Source organism: Streptomyces sp. NPDC037100, from assembly GCF_055606225.1.
Genome location: NZ_JBVJSX010000007.1, coordinates 152,131 through 168,802, shown reverse-complemented (window position 1 = coordinate 168,802; position 16,672 = coordinate 152,131). Strand labels below are relative to the sequence as shown.

General features: G+C 69.3%; 13 protein-coding genes and 1 tRNA gene. 9 read left to right on the top strand and 5 right to left on the bottom strand.

What is annotated here, in order from left to right; translation table 11 throughout:
• Positions 1 to 21: 21 nt before the first annotated feature.
• The 6 genes from ACZ7EG_RS23780 (at position 22) to ACZ7EG_RS23755 (ending at position 7,429) form a co-directional block, all read left to right on the top strand.
• Positions 22 to 894 (top strand): trypsin-like serine protease, encoded by an 873-nt coding sequence (locus ACZ7EG_RS23780; RefSeq protein ID WP_471082307.1) that lies wholly within the window; start codon positions 22 to 24, stop codon positions 892 to 894.
• Between the two features lie 836 nt (positions 895 to 1,730).
• Positions 1,731 to 2,960: a branched-chain amino acid ABC transporter substrate-binding protein gene (locus ACZ7EG_RS23775; protein WP_471083036.1), complete on the top strand. Its 1,230-nt coding sequence runs from the start codon at positions 1,731 to 1,733 to the stop codon at positions 2,958 to 2,960.
• Positions 2,961 to 3,098: 138 nt separating this feature from the next.
• Positions 3,099 to 4,028: a branched-chain amino acid ABC transporter permease gene (locus tag ACZ7EG_RS23770; protein WP_403572726.1), complete on the top strand. Its 930-nt coding sequence runs from the start codon at positions 3,099 to 3,101 to the stop codon at positions 4,026 to 4,028.
• Between the two features lie 4 nt (positions 4,029 to 4,032).
• Complete coding sequence (locus tag ACZ7EG_RS23765; protein ID WP_471082303.1) at positions 4,033 to 5,847, top strand: branched-chain amino acid ABC transporter permease; 1,815 nt, start codon at positions 4,033 to 4,035, stop codon at positions 5,845 to 5,847.
• Positions 5,848 to 5,852: 5 nt separating this feature from the next.
• A complete protein-coding gene (locus tag ACZ7EG_RS23760) occupies positions 5,853 to 6,716 on the top strand; it encodes an ABC transporter ATP-binding protein (RefSeq protein WP_471082300.1) in 864 nt (287 codons plus the stop codon).
• Entirely contained in the window at positions 6,713 to 7,429 is a 717-nt protein-coding gene (locus ACZ7EG_RS23755; protein ID WP_189589764.1) for an ABC transporter ATP-binding protein, read from the top strand. Before ACZ7EG_RS23760 ends, ACZ7EG_RS23755 begins: the two co-directional genes overlap by 4 nt.
• Before the next feature lie 72 nt (positions 7,430 to 7,501).
• Here ACZ7EG_RS23755 and ACZ7EG_RS23750 read toward each other — a convergent pair whose 3' ends face one another.
• Positions 7,502 to 8,158: an ANTAR domain-containing response regulator gene (locus ACZ7EG_RS23750; protein ID WP_471082297.1), complete on the bottom strand. Its 657-nt coding sequence runs from the start codon at positions 8,156 to 8,158 to the stop codon at positions 7,502 to 7,504.
• Positions 8,159 to 8,260: 102 nt separating this feature from the next.
• Here ACZ7EG_RS23750 and ACZ7EG_RS23745 point away from each other — a divergent pair.
• Both ACZ7EG_RS23745 and ACZ7EG_RS23740 read left to right on the top strand, forming a co-directional pair.
• Positions 8,261 to 8,335, top strand: a tRNA-Leu gene (locus tag ACZ7EG_RS23745).
• 106 nt (positions 8,336 to 8,441) lie between these two features.
• The gene (locus tag ACZ7EG_RS23740) at positions 8,442 to 9,197 is read left to right on the top strand and encodes a transcriptional regulator (RefSeq protein ID WP_471082294.1); all 756 of its coding nucleotides are present in this window, start codon (positions 8,442 to 8,444) and stop codon (positions 9,195 to 9,197) included.
• Positions 9,198 to 9,204: 7 nt separating this feature from the next.
• On the opposite strand, the gene pyk is transcribed toward ACZ7EG_RS23740, so the two are convergent.
• Positions 9,205 to 10,641, bottom strand: a complete 1,437-nt coding sequence (pyk, locus tag ACZ7EG_RS23735; protein WP_471082291.1) for a pyruvate kinase — start codon at positions 10,639 to 10,641, stop codon at positions 9,205 to 9,207.
• Between the two features lie 165 nt (positions 10,642 to 10,806).
• Positions 10,807 to 11,523, bottom strand: a complete 717-nt coding sequence (locus tag ACZ7EG_RS23730; protein WP_471082288.1) for an SIMPL domain-containing protein — start codon at positions 11,521 to 11,523, stop codon at positions 10,807 to 10,809.
• 161 nt (positions 11,524 to 11,684) lie between these two features.
• Between ACZ7EG_RS23730 and ACZ7EG_RS23725 the strand changes: the two genes are divergently transcribed.
• Complete coding sequence (locus ACZ7EG_RS23725) at positions 11,685 to 13,469, top strand: bifunctional metallophosphatase/5'-nucleotidase (RefSeq protein ID WP_471082285.1); 1,785 nt, start codon at positions 11,685 to 11,687, stop codon at positions 13,467 to 13,469.
• A gap of 13 nt (positions 13,470 to 13,482) precedes the next feature.
• Here the strand turns inward: ACZ7EG_RS23725 and ACZ7EG_RS23720 are convergent, their stop codons facing one another.
• Positions 13,483 to 14,895, bottom strand: coding sequence for a lysine N(6)-hydroxylase/L-ornithine N(5)-oxygenase family protein (locus ACZ7EG_RS23720; protein ID WP_471082282.1), 1,413 nt, complete (start codon positions 14,893 to 14,895; stop codon positions 13,483 to 13,485).
• On the bottom strand, positions 14,892 to 16,286 hold the full coding sequence (locus ACZ7EG_RS23715) for a pyridoxal phosphate-dependent decarboxylase family protein (protein ID WP_471082279.1): 1,395 nt from the start codon (positions 16,284 to 16,286) through the stop codon (positions 14,892 to 14,894). Before ACZ7EG_RS23715 ends, ACZ7EG_RS23720 begins: the two co-directional genes overlap by 4 nt.
• Between the last annotated feature and the right edge of the window lie 386 nt (positions 16,287 to 16,672).

Here is a 16,672-nt window from a genome sequence, read left to right as displayed (position 1 = left end):
CCACCCGCAGAAGGGTTTCTCTTGACCTCCGTACGCGCCTTCGCCGTCACCGCAGCGGCCTGTGCCACCGTGCTCGCCACCGCGCTGCCGTCCTCCGCCATCAACTCCTACAACGCCACCCCCGCCCCCGAACGCACCGAAGTCGGCGCGCTCGTGGCCACCTGGGACGACGACGGCGACCCCGCGACCTCAGACCGGGTCGACTGGGTCTGCTCCGGCACCATGATCGACGCGGACACCTTCCTGACCGCCGCGCACTGCACCTCGGACTGGCCCGACAACGTGCGGTTCCACGTCTCCCTCGACCAGGACGTGCAGTCCGGGCTCGACGCTGCGGCGAAGAAATACCCGGGCGACCCGGCCGCGCAGGCCGCCGCCGTCGCCGTCCCTGGCACCGCCCACACCCACCCCGCATACCCGGGGCCCGCCTCCGACACCCACGACATCGCGGTGATCCAGCTGCCCGCCGCCCAGGTCAAGGCCCGCTGGAGCTTCACTCCGGCGACCCTGCCCACCGCGAACCAGCTCGGCAGGCTCGGCCCGCAGGGCCTGAACGACACCGACTGGCTCGTCGCCGGATACGGCACCCAGGAAGCCGTCAACGGCCCCGGTGGCCAGACCCACCCCGGCGGCGGCGTCCGGATGAAGGCACCCGTCACCTTCAACGCCCTCAACGACTCCTGGGCCCGGCTCGCGATGACCGCCCCCCAGGGCAACGGTGGCGCCTGCTACGGCGATTCGGGCGGACCCAACTTCGCCGTGATCGGCGGCAAGCAGATCCTCGCCGCCACCACCATCACCGGCGACACCCCCTGCTACGCGACCAACGTGACGTACCGCCTGGACACCCCTGGCGCCCGCGCCTTCCTCTCGCCGTTCGTCAAGCTGCCGTAGCCCGTACCGAAGCAACCCGAGGCCCCGCCGCATCGCGCACCCGGCGAAGCGGCGGGGCACCTTGCGTCTTCACTCCTCCTTTGAAACCTCCAACTCAGCGACAACTGAGCAGAGTTGAGCGTCCGGCGGCATCAACGCCGCACGCCTGGCACAGCGGCTCGCCGACTACTGGAGCCGGCTGCCACCCCAGCCGGCTCGCCGGCTCGCCCACTGCTGGAGCCGGCTGCCACCCCAGCGAAGAACGGCGGTCGTCGCAGCCGTGCTCGCCGCCGCAGCCCTAGCCCTGCCGCAGGCTCTCGCACCCGACCGGCACCCCGGGCCGCCCTCGCCACCCCCGGCCCCGCCCCCACCGCGCCGGCCCGCACGCCCCGCCGCATCACCGTCGAAATCGCCGTTTCCGCATGCTCGGCACTCCCCCCGGATGTCGACCATCCCTTTCTCGGCGTAACGCTCCGTAACGCGCGCGCAATACACCACCGTGGTTTCACGATCCGGCCGCTTCCACGCCCTGGGCCTTTCCGATCTCTTCCGGACCGCGTGCGGTCCGAGCGCCGCACGATCTCAGCCATGGCCAACCGGAAGTGCGGGTTCTCAGAATGCGGACCTCGGCGAAAATCCACCAAACCCGTCGAGAGGGCCCGCCGCGGAGAGCGGACATCCACCCCGTCATAACAAGAAAGTCACAAGCCAGCCCTCGCCGCTGCCCCTGCCCTTACCTCGGGCTTAGAGTCACGGCCAGTCACCGCCTCCATCGGGAGTTCGGTACCAGCGCGGCACTCACCCCCCGACCAGGGCGGGGCCTGCCTGTGAAAGGACTGATTGTGCGACAGCGTTCCTTGGTGATTCTTACCTCCGTTCTCACGACCGGAGCTCTGACTCTCACCGCCTGCGGCTCCCGAGACGACAGCGGTGACAAGGGCGGAGACAACGGGAGCGGCACCACGCTGACGATCGGCGTGGACGCCCCCCTCTCCGGTGAGAACTCCACCACCGGCCTCGGCATCCAGTACGGCGCCCAGATCGCCATCGACGACGCCAACAAGAACAACTGGGTCCCGGGCGTGAAATTCAAGCTCAAGGCCCTGGACGACAAGGCGCAACCCGCCACCGGCCAGTCCAACGCCACCAGCATCGTCGGCGACAAGACCGCCGTCGGCGCCGTCGGCCCCCTGAACTCCGGCGTCGCCCAGACGATGCAGCAGGTGTTCGCCTCGGCCAACATGGTCCAGATCTCCCCCGCGAACACGGCCCCCGAGCTGACCCAGGGCAAGAACTGGCAGACGGACAAGAAGCGTCCGTTCAAGACGTACTTCCGCACCGCCACCACCGACGAACTCCAGGGCAGCTTCGCGGCCGGGTACGCGTACAACGGCCTCAAGAAGAAGAAGGCCTTCGTCGTCGACGACAAGCAGACCTACGGCGCCGGTCTCGCGAAGATCTTCAACGACCAGTACAAGAAGCTCGGCGGCAAGGTCGTCGGCACCGACCACGTCAACACCGGCGACAAGGACTTCGGCTCCCTCGTCACCAAGATCAAGAACTCCGGCGCCGACCTGCTCTACTACGGCGGCCAGTACGACGAGTCCGCGCTGCTCACCAAGCAGCTCAAGGACGCCGGCGTCAAGATCCCGCTGTTCGGCGGCGACGGCATGTTCGCCACCACCTACATCGAGGCCGCCGGCAAGTCCTCCGAGGGCGACCTCGCCACCGCCATCGGCGTCCCCGCCGACACCCTGCCCGCCGCCAAGACGTTCATCCAGACGTACAAGGACAAGGGTTACAAGGGCGACTACGGCGCGTACGGCGCCTACGCCTACGACGCCACCACCGCCATCATCAAGGCCGTCAAGGCCGCCGCCGACGCCAACGGCGGCAAGGTGCCCACCGACATCAACGACCTGCGCTCCAAGGTCGTCGACGGTGTCCAGAAGTCCGACTTCGAAGGCCTCACCGGCAAGATCTCCTTCGACCAGTACGGCGACACCACCAACAAGCAGCTGACGGTCTACCAGGTCGAGAAGGGTGCCTGGAAGGACGTGGAGACCGGCACCGCCGACCTGCAGTAGTACGGCCCGCCACAACGCCGCACCACGGGCCGCGCGGAAGGGGACCCCGACCGCGCGGCCCGTTTCCACACCCCCACACAGCACACGACCACGCACACATCCAGTGCACACGACCACCAGCGACATGGAGGCCATGCGGTGAACACCCTGCCGCAGCAGCTGGCCAACGGGCTGCTCCTCGGCTCGATGTACGGGCTGATCGCCATCGGCTACACGATGGTGTACGGCATCGTCCAGCTCATCAACTTCGCGCACGGCGAGATCTTCATGACCGGGGCCTTCGGCGCCCTCACGGTCTACTTCTACATCCTCCCCGACGGCACCTCGATGGCCATCGCCGTACCCCTCATGCTCCTCGGCGGCGCCCTCGTAGCCATCCTCATAGCCGTCGGAGCGGAACGGTTCGCCTACCGCCCCCTGCGCGGAGCCCCACGCCTGGCGCCCCTCATCACAGCCATCGGCCTCTCCCTGGCCCTCCAGGAGGTCGTGCGCAACTTCTACCCCGGCGCCGACCGCGCCCGCGCCTTCCCCGGCCTCGACGCCACCCACGACATCGGCTCCGTCACCATCAAGGACGCCGACATCTTCCTCATCCTCGCCGCCATCGGCTGCATGGCCGCCCTCGCCTTCTTCGTGCGCCGCAGCCGCACCGGCCGCGCCATGCAGGCCACCGCGCAGGACCCCGACACCGCACAGCTCATGGGCATCGACACCAACCGCATCATCGTCATCGCCTTCGCCATCGGCGGCTTCTTCGCCGCCGTCGCCGCCGTCGCCTACGGACTCAAGTACGGCAACGTCGACTACCGCATGGGCTTCCTCATGGGCCTCAAGGCCTTCACCGCGGCCGTCCTCGGCGGCATCGGCAACATCTACGGCGCCATGCTCGGCGGCGTCGTCCTCGGCATCGCCGAAACCCTCGCCTCCGCCTACATCGACGAGATCCCCGGCATGCAGCAGCTCGGCGGCCAGAGCTGGGCGAACGTCTGGGCCTTCTGCCTCCTCATCCTCGTGCTCCTCTTCAGGCCACAGGGCCTGCTCGGCGAGCGCGTCGCGGACAGGGCGTGATCACATGACCGAGACGACCAAGACCCCAGCACCGGACGCCGTCCCCACCCCGACGCCCGCCCTGCGTGGTCTCCTCCCGCTGCCCACCTCGGCCGCCCGCGCCCTGCTCCTCGCCGGTGGCATCGCCACCGCCGCCTCCGCGTTCCTCGCCTGGACCTGGACCGCCGAATTCCCCGGCGACCTCACCTACTACGGCTACCCCGGTGGCCTGCAGTGGCTGACCTTCACCGCCGGCGTCCTCACCGCCCTGTTCGCCCTCGCCTCCTACGGCGTCCGCGGCCTCGGCTGGCTCCTGCCCGCCCGCAACAACGCACCCCTCGTGCTCACCGCGCTCGGCGGCTTCACCGTCACCTGGTTCACCGTCATCGCCATCAGCGCCAACCTCGGCGGCGTCGTCAACCTCGAACCCGGCGGCTGGATCGCGGCCGTCGCCTCCCTGCTGCCCGTCATCGGCGCCTTCGCCCTCCCCCAGGAGCGCACCGGCACCGACGGCACCAAGGAAGCCATCAAGGCCTACATCGCCAAGCCCGACCACATCCCCGCCGCCCAGGCCATCGCGCCCTGGATCCAGCGGGCCGTCATCACCGTGGTCACCATCATCGGCCTCGGCGTCTTCACCTACGGCATCGACACCGAGTACGGCGAACTCTTCATCGGCTACCTCTTCGTCGTCATCTTCGCCATGTGGGCAGTGCACACCGCCGGCCTCATGGACCGCTTCTCGGCCCTCGTCGCCGCCAACCGCAGCTTCACCCTCGCCATGGGCTTCGCCGCGGCCATCGCCTTCCCCTTCACCCAGACCGACGACCACTACGCCAACATCGGTGTCAACATCCTGATCTTCGGGACCGTGGCCCTCGGCCTCAACATCGTCGTCGGCCTCGCCGGACTCCTCGACCTCGGATACGTCGCCTTCCTCGGCGTCGGCGCCTACACCGCCGCCCTCGTCTCCGGCTCCGAGTTCTCCACCATCTCCGGCGTCCACCTGCCCTTCTGGGCCTCCGCCCTGGCCGGCGCCGCCGCATCCCTCGTCTTCGGCGTCCTCATCGGCGCCCCGACCCTGCGACTGCGCGGCGACTACCTCGCCATCGTCACCCTCGGCTTCGGAGAGATCTTCCGCATCGCCGTCAACAACATGGACGGCGACTCCGGACCCGACGTCACCAACGGCCCGAACGGCATCGCCAACATCCCCGACCTGAACCTCCTCGGCTTCAACTTCGGCCAGGCCCACGACATCGGCGGATTCACCCTCGGCCGCTTCGCCAACTACTACCTGCTGATGGTCCTCATCATGGCCATCGTGGTCCTGGTGTACACACGCGCCGCGGACTCCCGCATCGGCCGCTCCTGGATCGCCATCCGCGAGGACGAGACCGCCGCCACCGCCATGGGCATCAACGGCTTCCGCGTCAAGCTCGTCGCCTTCGCCCTCGGCGCCTCCCTCGCCGGCCTCGCCGGCACCGTCAGCGCCCACGTCACCTACAGCGTCGTCCCCACGCCGTACCAGTTCGCCGGCTCCACCCCGCCCAACTCCGCGTTCCTCCTGGCCGCGGTCGTCCTCGGCGGCATGGGCACCGTCGCCGGACCGCTCCTCGGCGCCGCCCTGCTCTACCTCCTCCCCGAGAAGCTCGTCTTCCTCCAGGAGAAGTCGCTCCTCGCCTTCGGCATCGCGCTCATCCTCCTGATGCGCTTCCGCCCCGAAGGCATCATCGCCAACCGCCGGCGCCAGCTCGAATTCCACGAGACCGGCCAACTCGACGTACCGAAACAGACCACGCTGACCGACGAACCGGCCGTCACCAAGGCGGGGGCGTAAGAAACATGACCACACCTGTACTCGAAGCACGCGACGTCACGATGCGCTTCGGCGGCCTCACCGCCGTACGCTCCGTCGACTTCACGGTCAACGCCGGCGAGATCGTCGGCCTCATCGGCCCCAACGGCGCCGGCAAGACCACCTTCTTCAACTGCCTGACCGGCCTCTACGTCCCCACCGAGGGCACCGTCTCCTACAAGGGCACCGTGCTCCCGCCCAAGCCCCACCTGGTCACCCAGGCCGGCATCGCCCGCACCTTCCAGAACATCCGCCTGTTCGCCAACATGACGGTCCTGGAAAACGTGCTCGTCGGCCGCCACACCCGCACCAAGGAAGGCCTCTGGTCGGCCCTCCTGCGCGGCCCCGGCTTCAAGAAGGCCGAACGCGACAGCGAGGAACGCGCCATGGAACTCCTCGAGTTCATCGGCCTCGCCCACAAGCGCGACCACCTCGCCCGCAACCTCCCCTACGGCGAGCAGCGCAAGCTCGAGATCGCACGCGCCATGGCCTCCGAGCCCGGCCTGCTGCTCCTCGACGAACCCACCGCCGGCATGAACCCCCAGGAGACGCGCGCCACCGAGGACCTCGTCTTCGCCATCCGCGACAAGGGCATCGCCGTCCTGCTCATCGAGCACGACATGCGCTTCGTCTTCAACCTCTCCGACCGCGTCGCCGTCCTCGTCCAGGGCGAAAAACTCGTCGAAGGCACCTCCGACGTCGTCCAGGCCGACGAACGCGTCATCGCCGCCTACCTCGGCGAACCCTTCGAAGGCGACCCCGGAGAAGCCGAAGCCGCCGAGGTCGAGGCCGCCGAAGCCGCCGCCGACGCGACGGGCACCGCCAGCACCACCAAGGGAGAGGCCAAGTGACCGCACTGCTCGAGGTCGAAGACCTCCGGGTCTCCTACGGCAAGATCGAAGCCGTCAAGGGCATCTCCTTCAGCGTCGAAGCCGGCCAGGTCGTCACCCTCATCGGCACCAACGGCGCCGGCAAGACCACCACCCTGCGCACCCTGTCGGGCCTCCTCAAGCCCACCTCCGGGAAGATCCTCTTCGACGGCAAGCCCCTCAACGGCGTCGCCGCCCACAAGATCGTCGCCCTCGGCCTCGCCCACAGCCCCGAAGGCCGGCACATCTTCCCCCGCCTCACCATCGCCGAGAACCTCCAGCTCGGAGCCTTCCTCCGCAAGGACAAGGACGGCATCGAAAAGGACATCCAGCGCGCCTACGACCTCTTCCCCATCCTCGGGGAACGCCGCAAGCAGGCCGCCGGAACCCTCTCGGGCGGCGAACAGCAGATGCTCGCCATGGGACGCGCCCTCATGTCCCAGCCCAAGCTGCTCATGCTCGACGAGCCCTCCATGGGCCTCTCCCCGATCATGATGCAGAAGATCATGGCGACCATCTCGGAGCTCAAGTCCCAGGGCACGACGATCCTCCTCGTCGAACAGAACGCCCAGGCCGCGCTCTCCCTCGCCGACCAGGGCCACGTCATGGAGGTCGGCAACGTCGTCCTGTCCGGGACGGGACAGGACCTGCTGCACGACGAGTCCGTGCGCAAGGCGTACCTGGGCGAGGACTGAGGTCCCCGGCCCGTACGCCGAGAGGCCCGCTCCCCTTCGCAACCGAAGGGGAGCGGGCCTCTCACGTTGCTGTCAGCCCTTGCTGGCCTTCTTCTCCTCGGCGTCCTCAATGACCGCCTCCGCCACCTGCTGCATCGACATCCGCCGGTCCATCGACGTCTTCTGGATCCACCGGAAAGCGGCCGGCTCCGACAGCCCGTACTCCGTCTGCAGAATCGACTTCGCCCGGTCCACCAGCTTGCGCGTCTCCAGCCGGAGGGTGAGGTCGGCGACCTCCTTCTCCAGCTCCTTCAACTCCGTGAACCGCGAGACGGCCATCTCGATCGCCGGCACGACGTCCGTCTTGCTGAACGGCTTCACCAGATACGCCATCGCACCCGCGTCCCTGGCCCGCTCCACCAGATCGCGCTGCGAGAACGCGGTCAGCATCAGCACCGGCGCGATACTCTCCTCCGCGATCTTCTCCGCCGCGGAGATACCGTCCAGCTTCGGCATCTTCACGTCGAGGATGACGAGGTCGGGCCGGTGCTCGCGAGCCAGCTCCACCGCCTGCTCCCCGTCCCCGGCCTCGCCGACGACGGTGTACCCCTCCTCCTCCAGCATCTCTTTGAGATCGAGCCGGATCAGCGCCTCGTCCTCGGCGATGACGACCCGCGTCGTCATCGGAGGCACGTGCGACTTGTCCTCTTCAGGCACGTCAACAGGCTGGGGCGACTCGGGGGCACTCACGTGGGCTCCTTGGTAGGGGCAGGCCGGTACTGCTCCCAAGAGCGTACCTAGCTGCGGTATGGTGGTCAGGCAGTGGGTCGAGGTCAACCTTGGATTCACCGGGCCCCGGTAGCCCAATTGGCAGCAGGCAATGGATTCAAAACCCATACAGTGTCGGTTCGAGTCCGACCCGGGGCACTTTTCCTTGGTTTCCAAGGTCACCACTTCGAAGCGGATGTCCACGTTCCCGTGAACATCCGCTTTTTGCTGCGTGTCGCCGTATCCGCAGCCCCACAGTGGCCTCATGTACGACGTCAGCACACGCAAGCGAGTCCTCGCACTGGTGGCCCAGGGCCGCAGCCTGAATTCGGTGAGCCGCGAGACGGGCATCTCGCGGGCCGCGATCCGCTCCTGGTGGGACCGCATCGAGCCGCGGCCTCGTATGCCACATCCGGACCCCGGTCCACCCTCTGACGAATTCGCATACGCCTACTTACTGGGCCTCTACCTCGGTGACGGTTGCATCAGCCCTCACCCGCGTGGTGGCTACTACCTCAGGATCGCTTGTGCGGACGGCTGGCCGGGGCTCATCGAGGAGTGCCGCGAGGCCATCAGGAAGGTGCGTCCTGGCGTAGGCGTTTACGCCGTGCAAAAGCGGGGCTGTGTCGCGCTCACCAGCTATTCACGGAGCTGGCCGGTCCTCTTCCCCCAGCACGGCCCCGGCAAGAAGCACGAACGCCGTATCGCCCTCGAACCCTGGCAACAAGTCATTGTCGACGCCCATCCCTGGGAGTTCATCCGCGGTCTCATCCACTCCGACGGCTGCCGGGTCACCAACTGGACGACCCGCATGGTCGCCGGCGAGCGCAAGCGTTACGAGTATCCCCGGTACTTCTTCACCAACGCCTCCGATGACATCCGGCGGCTTTACACCGACACCCTGGACAGACTCGCCGTCGAGTGGACGCACTGCACCCGCAACGGCAACCCGTTCAACATCTCCGTCGCCCGCAAAGCCTCCGTAGCCCTCATGGACGCCCACGTCGGCCCGAAGTACTGACGGCGCTCTACTTCGGGCCGTCGTCCTCTCCGATGTGGTGGACCCGCACCATGTTCGTCGAGCCGGAGACGCCGGGCGGGGAGCCGGCCGTGATGACGACCGTGTCGCCCTTCTCGCAACGGCCGTACTTCAGCAGCAGCTCGTCGACCTGGTCGACCATCGCGTCCGTGGAGTCGACACACGGGCCGAGGAACGTCTCCACGCCCCACGTCAGGGCGAGCTGGGAGCGGGTCGCCTGGTCGGGGGTGAAGGCGAGGAGGGGGATCGGGGAGCGGTAGCGGGAGAGGCGGCGGGCGGTGTCGCCTGACTGGGTGAAGGCGACCAGGAAGCGTGCCCCCAGGAAGTCGCCCATTTCCGCGGCCGCCCGGGCCGCCGCGCCGCCCTGGGTGCGGGGCTTGTTGCGTTCGGTGAGGGGCGGGAGGCCATTCGCCAGGATGTCCTCCTCCGCCGCCTCGATGATGCGCGCCATCGTGCGGACCGTCTCGATCGGGTGTTTGCCGACGCTGGTCTCGCCGGAGAGCATCACCGCGTCGGTGCCGTCGATGACCGCGTTGGCGACGTCGGAGGCTTCGGCGCGGGTCGGGCGGGCGTTGTCGATCATCGAGTCGAGCATCTGGGTGGCGACGATGACGGGCTTGGCGTTGCGTTTGGCCAGTTTGATGGCGCGTTTCTGGACGATGGGGACCTGTTCGAGTGGCATTTCGACGCCGAGGTCTCCGCGGGCCACCATGATGCCGTCGAAGGCGGCGACGATCTCGTCGATGGTCTCGACGGCTTGGGGTTTTTCGATTTTGGCGATGACGGGGAGGCGGCGGCCTTCCTCGTCCATGATGCGGTGGACGTCCTGGATGTCGCTTCCGGAGCGGACGAAGGAGAGGGCGATGACGTCGAAGCCGGTGCGCAGGGCCCAGCGGAGGTCGTCCTCGTCCTTTTTGGAGAGGGCGGGGACGGAGACGGCGACGCCGGGGAGGTTGAGGCCCTTGTGGTCGCTGATCACGCCGCCTTCGAGGACGGTGGTGTGGATGCGGGGGCCGTCGACGGTGGTCACCTTGAGGCAGACCTTGCCGTCGTCGACGAGGATGCGTTCGCCGGTGGTGACGTCGTCGGCGAGGCCGGCGTAGGTGGTGCCGCAGATGTCGCGGTCGCCTTCGACGCCTTCTTCGACGGTGATGGTGAAGGTGTCGCCGCGTTCGAGGAGTACGGGGCCTTCGGTGAAGTGGCCGAGCCTGATTTTCGGGCCTTGGAGGTCGGCGAGGAGGCCGACGCTGCGGCCGGTCTCGTCTGCTGCTTTGCGGACCCGTTGGTAGCGCTCCTCGTGTTCGGCGTGGCCGCCGTGGCTGAGGTTGAGACGGGCTACGTCCATTCCGGCGTCGACCAGGTTTTTGATCCGGTCGTACGAGTCGGTGGCGGGTCCAAGGGTGCAGACGATTTTTGCTCGGCGCATGAAAGGAGCCTATGAGTTACCGACTGGTAGAGAATTGGTCGGGCATGACCACTCAACAGACTTTGCGTGAAGCGTTATTGACAAGTGTTGAATTGTGCGGCATGGCGCTCCGATGAGCACTTGGGGAATTCGGTCGGGTATTCGGAAACGGCCACGCCGAAGTGCCTACAGCTGCGGCGGCACCATCGTGAAGCGGGCGTTGATCTGGGCGTGGACGCGTTGGCGCTGGGGTTCGAGGTCGAGGGGGGCGGGGGTGTCCTCGGCGGCGCCGGCGAAGGCCGCGGAGCGCATGCGGCCGGGGGCCTGGGGGTAGGCCGGCGGGGCGCTCTCGGCGCCGATGTCGGCGAGTTCGACCAGGGCGGAGAGGCGGGTGCCGAGGGCTTCGGCGTACTCGCGGGCGCGCTGGACGGCTTCGTGTACGGCCTTCTTGCGGGCTTCGCGGTGGGCGGGTGAGTCGGGGCGCAGGGTCCACCAGGGGCCGTCGACGCGGGTGAGGTCGAGGTCGGCGAGGCGGGTGGTGAGTTCACCCAGGGCGGTGAAGTCGGTGAGCTCGGCGGTGACGCGGACGCTGCCGTGGTAGGTGCGGACGCGTTCGCCGCGACCGTGTTTGGTGAGTTCCGGTGTGATGGAGAAGGCGCCGGTCTCCAGGCGTTCGACGGCGTCGCCGTAGGACTTGACGAGGTCGAGGACGCCGGCGTTGCGGCGGGTGAGGTCGTCGAGGGCGGAGCGGCGGTCGCGGCCGCGGGCGGCGACGGTGATGCCGATGCGGGCGATCTCGGGGTCGACTTCGAGGCGGGCCTCGCCGCGGACGGCGATGCGGGGGGCCTCGGGCGTGCCGTAGGGGACGGCGGGCTGGGAGGCGTCTGGGGTGGCCGCGGTCATACGCCCCACTCTGTCATGTCTGGGCTGGTTGGCGGTTCGGGACGGGGAGGCCGAGTCACCAGATCGCAACCTGCCGGGTCTGTTGCGGTCGGTCATGGACGGGTCAGAATCTACGCGCGTTATCTACGCGCGTCGTTCACAGATTCCGCGAGGAGCCAGACATGCCGTTGAACCGCCGGAAGTTCCTGGAGAAGTCCGCCGTGACCGGGGCGGGGGTGGCGCTGGCCGGTGCGGTGTCGGCGCCGGGTGCGCAGGCGGCCGAGGCGAAGCGGTACGCGTTCACCGTGCTGGGGACGACGGACCTGCACGGCAACGTCTTCAACTGGGACTACTTCACGGACAAGGAGTTCGACGACAAGGACCACAACGACGTCGGCCTCGCGAAGGTCTCGACGCTGGTGAACCGGGTCCGTGCGGAGAAGGGCCGCCGCAACACGCTGCTGATCGACGCGGGCGACACCATCCAGGGCACGCAGCTGTCGTACTACTACGCCAAGGTCGATCCGATCACGGCCGAGGGCGGCCCGGTGCACCCGATGGCGCAGGCGATGAACGCGATGGGCTACGACGCGGCGGCGCTGGGCAACCACGAGTTCAACTACGGCATTCCGGTGCTGCGGAAGTTCGAGCAGCAGTGCCGTTTCCCGCTGCTGGGCGCCAACGCGCTGGACGCGAAGACGCTGCGGCCGGCGTTCGCGCCGTACAGCATGCACCGGCTGCGCACGCCGCACGGGCGGGACGTGAAGGTGGCGGTGCTGGGGCTGACCAACCCGGGCATCGCGATCTGGGACAAGGCGAACGTGCAGGGCAAGATGACGTTCCCGGGTCTGGAGGAGCAGGCGGCCAAGTGGGTGCCGAAGCTGCGGTCGATGGGTGCGGACGTGGTCATCGTGTCGGCGCACAGCGGTTCGTCGGGGACGTCGTCCTACGGTGACCAGCTGCCGTACATCGAGAACGCGGCCGCTCTGGTGGCCGAGCAGGTGCCGGGGATCGACGCGATCCTGGTCGGGCACGCGCACACGGAGATCCCGGAGTACTTCGTCGCGAACAAGAAGACCGGCAAGAAGGTGGTGCTGTCGGAGCCGCTGAAGTGGGGCCAGCGGCTGACGCTGTTCGACTTCGAGCTGGTCTGGGAGAAGGGCTGCTGGAAGGTCGAGAAGGTCGGTGCGAAGGTCCTGAACTCCAACACGGTGGAGGAGGACCCGAAGATCACGAAGCTGCTGACGGACGAGCACGAGAAGGTCGTGGCGTACGTCAACCAGGTCATCGGCACCAACGCGGCGGAGATGACGTCGGTCGAGGCGCCGTACAAGGACGTGCCGATCATCGATCTGATCAACCACATCCAGGCCGACACGGTGAAGCAGGCGCTGGCGGGCACGGAGTACGCCGCGCTGCCGGTGCTGTCGCAGGCGGCGTGCTTCTCGCGCAGCGCGCGGATCCCGGCCGGTGAGGTGACGATCCGGGACGTGGCGGGTCTGTACGTCTTCGAGAACACGCTGGAGGCGCGTCTGATGACGGGTGCGCAGATGAAGGCGTATCTGGAGTACTCGGCGAACTACTTCGTGCAGACAGCGCCCGGCGCTGCGGTGGATCCTGCGAAGCTGACGAACGCGAACGGCACACCGGACTACAACTACGACGTGGTGAGTGGCCTGTCGTACGAGATCGACATCGCGAAGCCGGCCGGTTCGCGGGTGACGAATGTGCGGTTCGAGGGGCAGCCGCTCGCGGACGACGCGAAGTTCGTGTTCGCGGTGAACAACTACCGGGCCAACGGCGGCGGGAACTTCCCGCATGTCGCCGCGGCCCAGATGCTGTGGTCGAACTCGGACGAGATCCGTAACACCATGATCGCCTGGGTGAAGGCGAAGGGGGCGATCGACCCGGCCGCCTTCGCGGCGGTGGACTGGAAGCTCACGCGGGAGGGCACGCCCGTCTTCTGAGGCGCGTGCTTCGTCACCTCCGGTCGTCGACGAGCGGGGTCAGTGCGGGTGCCTCGCGGGGCGGCGGGACGTGGGCCCGCTGGGTGAGGCCGAAGGTGGTGAAGGCGGTGCGGGCGGGGAGTGCGTAGGCCTCCCCGCCCGTCACGGTGTTGAGGATGATCGCGCTGCGCCAGGCGGCGAGTCCGAGGTCGGGGGCACCGACGCCGTGGGTGTGGGTTTCGGCGTTCTGGACGTAGACCGTGCCGGTGACGGACGGGTCGAGGACGAGCCGGTGGTCCTCGTCGATGCGGGGCCGCTCCTGGTTGTCTCGGCGCATGTAGGGGTCGAGGCCGGCGAGGATCCGGTCGAGGGGGCGTTCGCGGTAGCCGGTGGCGAGGACGACGGCGTCGGTGGTGAGTCGGGAGCGGCTGTTCTGCAGGTCGTGCTCCAGGTGCAGTTCCACTTTGGTCGTGGCGACCCGGCCGGCGGTGCGGACCCGCACACCGGGGGTGAGGACGGCGTCGGGCCAGCCGCCGTGCAGGGTGCGGCGGTAGAGCTCGTCGTGGACGGCGGCGATGGTGGCGGCGTCGATGCCCTTGTGCAGCTGCCACTGGCCCTCGACGAGCCGGTCGCGGGTGGACTCGGGCAGGGCGTGGAAGTAGCGGGTGTGGTCGGGGGTGAAGTGCTCCAGGCCGAGCTTGGAGTACTCCATGGGCGCGAAGGCCTCGGTGCGTCCCAGCCAGTGCAGCTTCTCGCGTCCGGCGGGCCGGTTGCGCAGCAGGTCGAGGAAGACCTCGGCGCCGGACTGTCCGATGCCGACGACGGTGACGTGTTCGGCGGCGAGGAGTGCTGCGCGGTGGTCGAGGTAGTCGGCGGCGTGCACGACGGGCACGCCGGGGGCCTCGACGAGGGGCTTGAGGGGGTCGGGGACGTAGGGCTCGGTTCCGATGCCGAGGACGACGTCGCGGGTGTAGGTCCGGCCGAGGGCTTCTGCTTCTCCGTCGCTGTCGAGCTGGGTGAAGTCGACCTCGAAGACGTCGCGTTCGGGGTTCCAGCGGACGGCGTCGACCTGGTGACCGAAGTGGAGTCCGGGGAGGTTCTCGCTGGCCCAGCGGCAGTAGGCGTCGTACTCGGCGCGCTGGATGTGGAAGCGCTCGGCGAAGTAGAAGGGGAAGAGCCGCTCGCGGGACCTGAGGTAGTTGAGGAAGGTCCATGGGCTGGTGGGGTCGGCGAGGGAGACCAGGTCGGCGAGGAACGGGACCTGGAGGGTGGCGCCCTCGATGAGCAGTCCGGGGTGCCAGCCGAAGGCGGGGTTCTGGTCGTAGAAGACGGTGTCGAGGCCGCCGAGGGGGTGAGCGAGCGCGGCGAGGGAGAGGTTGGCGGGGCCGATGCCGATGCCGACGAGGTCGCGGGGGGCGTCGGGGCCGGGGGTCGGTGCGGGGTTCATCGGGGGGTGTGTCCTTCCACGAGTGTGGCTCGGCTCGCTGCCGCGAGCTGCAGCAGGGCGGCCAGGTCGTCGGGCCCGGTGGCGGGGTTGAGGAGGGTGGCCTTGAGCCAGAGCCGGCCGTCGAGGCGGGCCCGGCCGAGGACGGCGCGGCCGTCGGTCAGCAGCGCGCGGCGCACGGCGGCCACGGTGACGTCGGTGGCGCCCTTGGGCCGGAACAGCACGGTGCTGATGGCGGGCGGGGCGTGCAGCTCGAAGCCGGGGTGGGCGTCGACGAGGGCGGCGAACTGCCGGGCGTGGGCGCAGACCTGGTCGACGAGGGCTCCGAGGCCGCTGCGCCCCAGGGTCTTGAGGGTGACGGCGAGTTTGAGGACGTCGGGGCGGCGGGTGGTCCGCAGGGACCGGCCGAGCAGGTCGGGGAGTCCGGCCTCGGTGTCGTCGTCGGCGTTGAGGTAGTCGGCGCGCTGCCGCAGGGCGGCGAGGTCGTGGGTGTCCCGGACGGCGAGGAGGCCGGCGGCGACCGGCTGCCAGCCGAGTTTGTGCAGGTCGAGGGTGACGGTGTGGGCGGCGTCGAGGCCGGTGAGGCGGGTGCGGTGCCGGTCGCTGAAGAGGAGGCCTCCGCCGTAGGCGGCGTCGATGTGCAGCCGGGCGCCGTGGGCGGCGCAGCGGGCGGCGATCTCGGGCAGTGGGTCGATGAGTCCGGCGTCGGTGGTGCCGGCGGTGGCGGCGACGAGCAGCGGGCCGGGCAGGCAGGTGAGGGCCTCGTCGAGCGCGTCGGGGTCGAGCGTTCCGCCCGGGGCTGGTACGACGACGGGTTCGGGCAGTCCGAGCAGCCAGGCGGCGCGGGGCAGTGAGTGGTGGGCGTTGGCCCCGCACACGAGCCGGGCGGATCCGCCGTGGGCTTCCCGGGCGAGGAGCAGGGCGAGTTGGTTGGATTCGGTGCCGCCGGTGGTGACGAGGGAGTCGGCCGGCTCGCTCTCCGGGTAGATCTCCCTGGCCAGCACGCCTGCCGCCAGGGCCTCCAGCTCCGAGGCCGCCGGGGCCTGGTCCCAGGAGTCCAGGGACGGGTTGAGGGCCGAGGCGGCGAGGTCGGCGGCGGTTGCGACGGCGAGGGGCGGGCAGTGGAGGTGGGCCGCGCACAGGGGGTGGGCCGGGTCGGCGGCGCCTTCGGCGAAGGCCCTGACCAGGGTGGGCAGGGCGTGGGGGTCGCCCTGGTCGGCCAGGAGCTCCCCCACCGTTTCCCGCAGGCGGGCGGCGACCGCGTCCGGCCCGCCCGTCGGCAGCGGACCGCCCCGGGCCCGGGCGCCGGTGTCCAGCGCCTCGAGGACGGTGTCGAGCAGCGGCCGCAGGGCGCGGCGGCCTTCGGGACCTGAGGCGAGGGGCGGGTTGCTCATGGGGTTGTCCTCCGGGGCGCGGGGCGGCTCGCCCGTACGGCTCAACGACCCGACCGGGGTGGAGGTATCTCCCGGCGGGAAAACCGCTCGGAGCGGCGCGGCCACCGGCCCGGGTCTGCAGCCCGTCGAGTGCCCTAAGTCACCGCCCCGGTTCTCCCCGGTCCCAGCCCCGCCGGCCCCACTTCTCGCCGACCCCGGTTCTTTCGGGCTCCGGCCCCGTCGACCCCAACTCTCCCCGGCCCGGTTCTCCCGGGCCCTGGCGCGACCCCGGTTCTCCCGGGCCCCGGCGCGACCCCGGTTCTTTCGGGCCCCGGCCCCGCCGCCCCCGACTCTCCCCGGCCCCGGCCCCGCCGCCCCGGTTCTCCCGGGCCCCGGCGTGACCCCGG

Excerpts from the sequence above, each read along its gene's own strand:
- ACZ7EG_RS23720 (WP_471082282.1), bottom strand. The coding sequence starts at position 14,895 with ATGAACCCCGCACCGACCCCCGGCCCCGACGCCCCCCGCGACCTCGTC.
- ACZ7EG_RS23715 (WP_471082279.1), bottom strand. The coding sequence starts at position 16,286 with ATGAGCAACCCGCCCCTCGCCTCAGGTCCCGAAGGCCGCCGCGCCCTG.
- ACZ7EG_RS23725 (WP_471082285.1), top strand. The coding sequence starts at position 11,685 with ATGCCGTTGAACCGCCGGAAGTTCCTGGAGAAGTCCGCCGTGACCGGG.
- ACZ7EG_RS23765 (WP_471082303.1), top strand. The coding sequence starts at position 4,033 with ATGACCGAGACGACCAAGACCCCAGCACCGGACGCCGTCCCCACCCCG.
- pyk (WP_471082291.1), bottom strand. The coding sequence starts at position 10,641 with ATGCGCCGAGCAAAAATCGTCTGCACCCTTGGACCCGCCACCGACTCG.
- ACZ7EG_RS23730 (WP_471082288.1), bottom strand. The coding sequence starts at position 11,523 with ATGACCGCGGCCACCCCAGACGCCTCCCAGCCCGCCGTCCCCTACGGC.
- ACZ7EG_RS23740 (WP_471082294.1), top strand. The coding sequence starts at position 8,442 with ATGTACGACGTCAGCACACGCAAGCGAGTCCTCGCACTGGTGGCCCAG.
- ACZ7EG_RS23760 (WP_471082300.1), top strand. The coding sequence starts at position 5,853 with ATGACCACACCTGTACTCGAAGCACGCGACGTCACGATGCGCTTCGGC.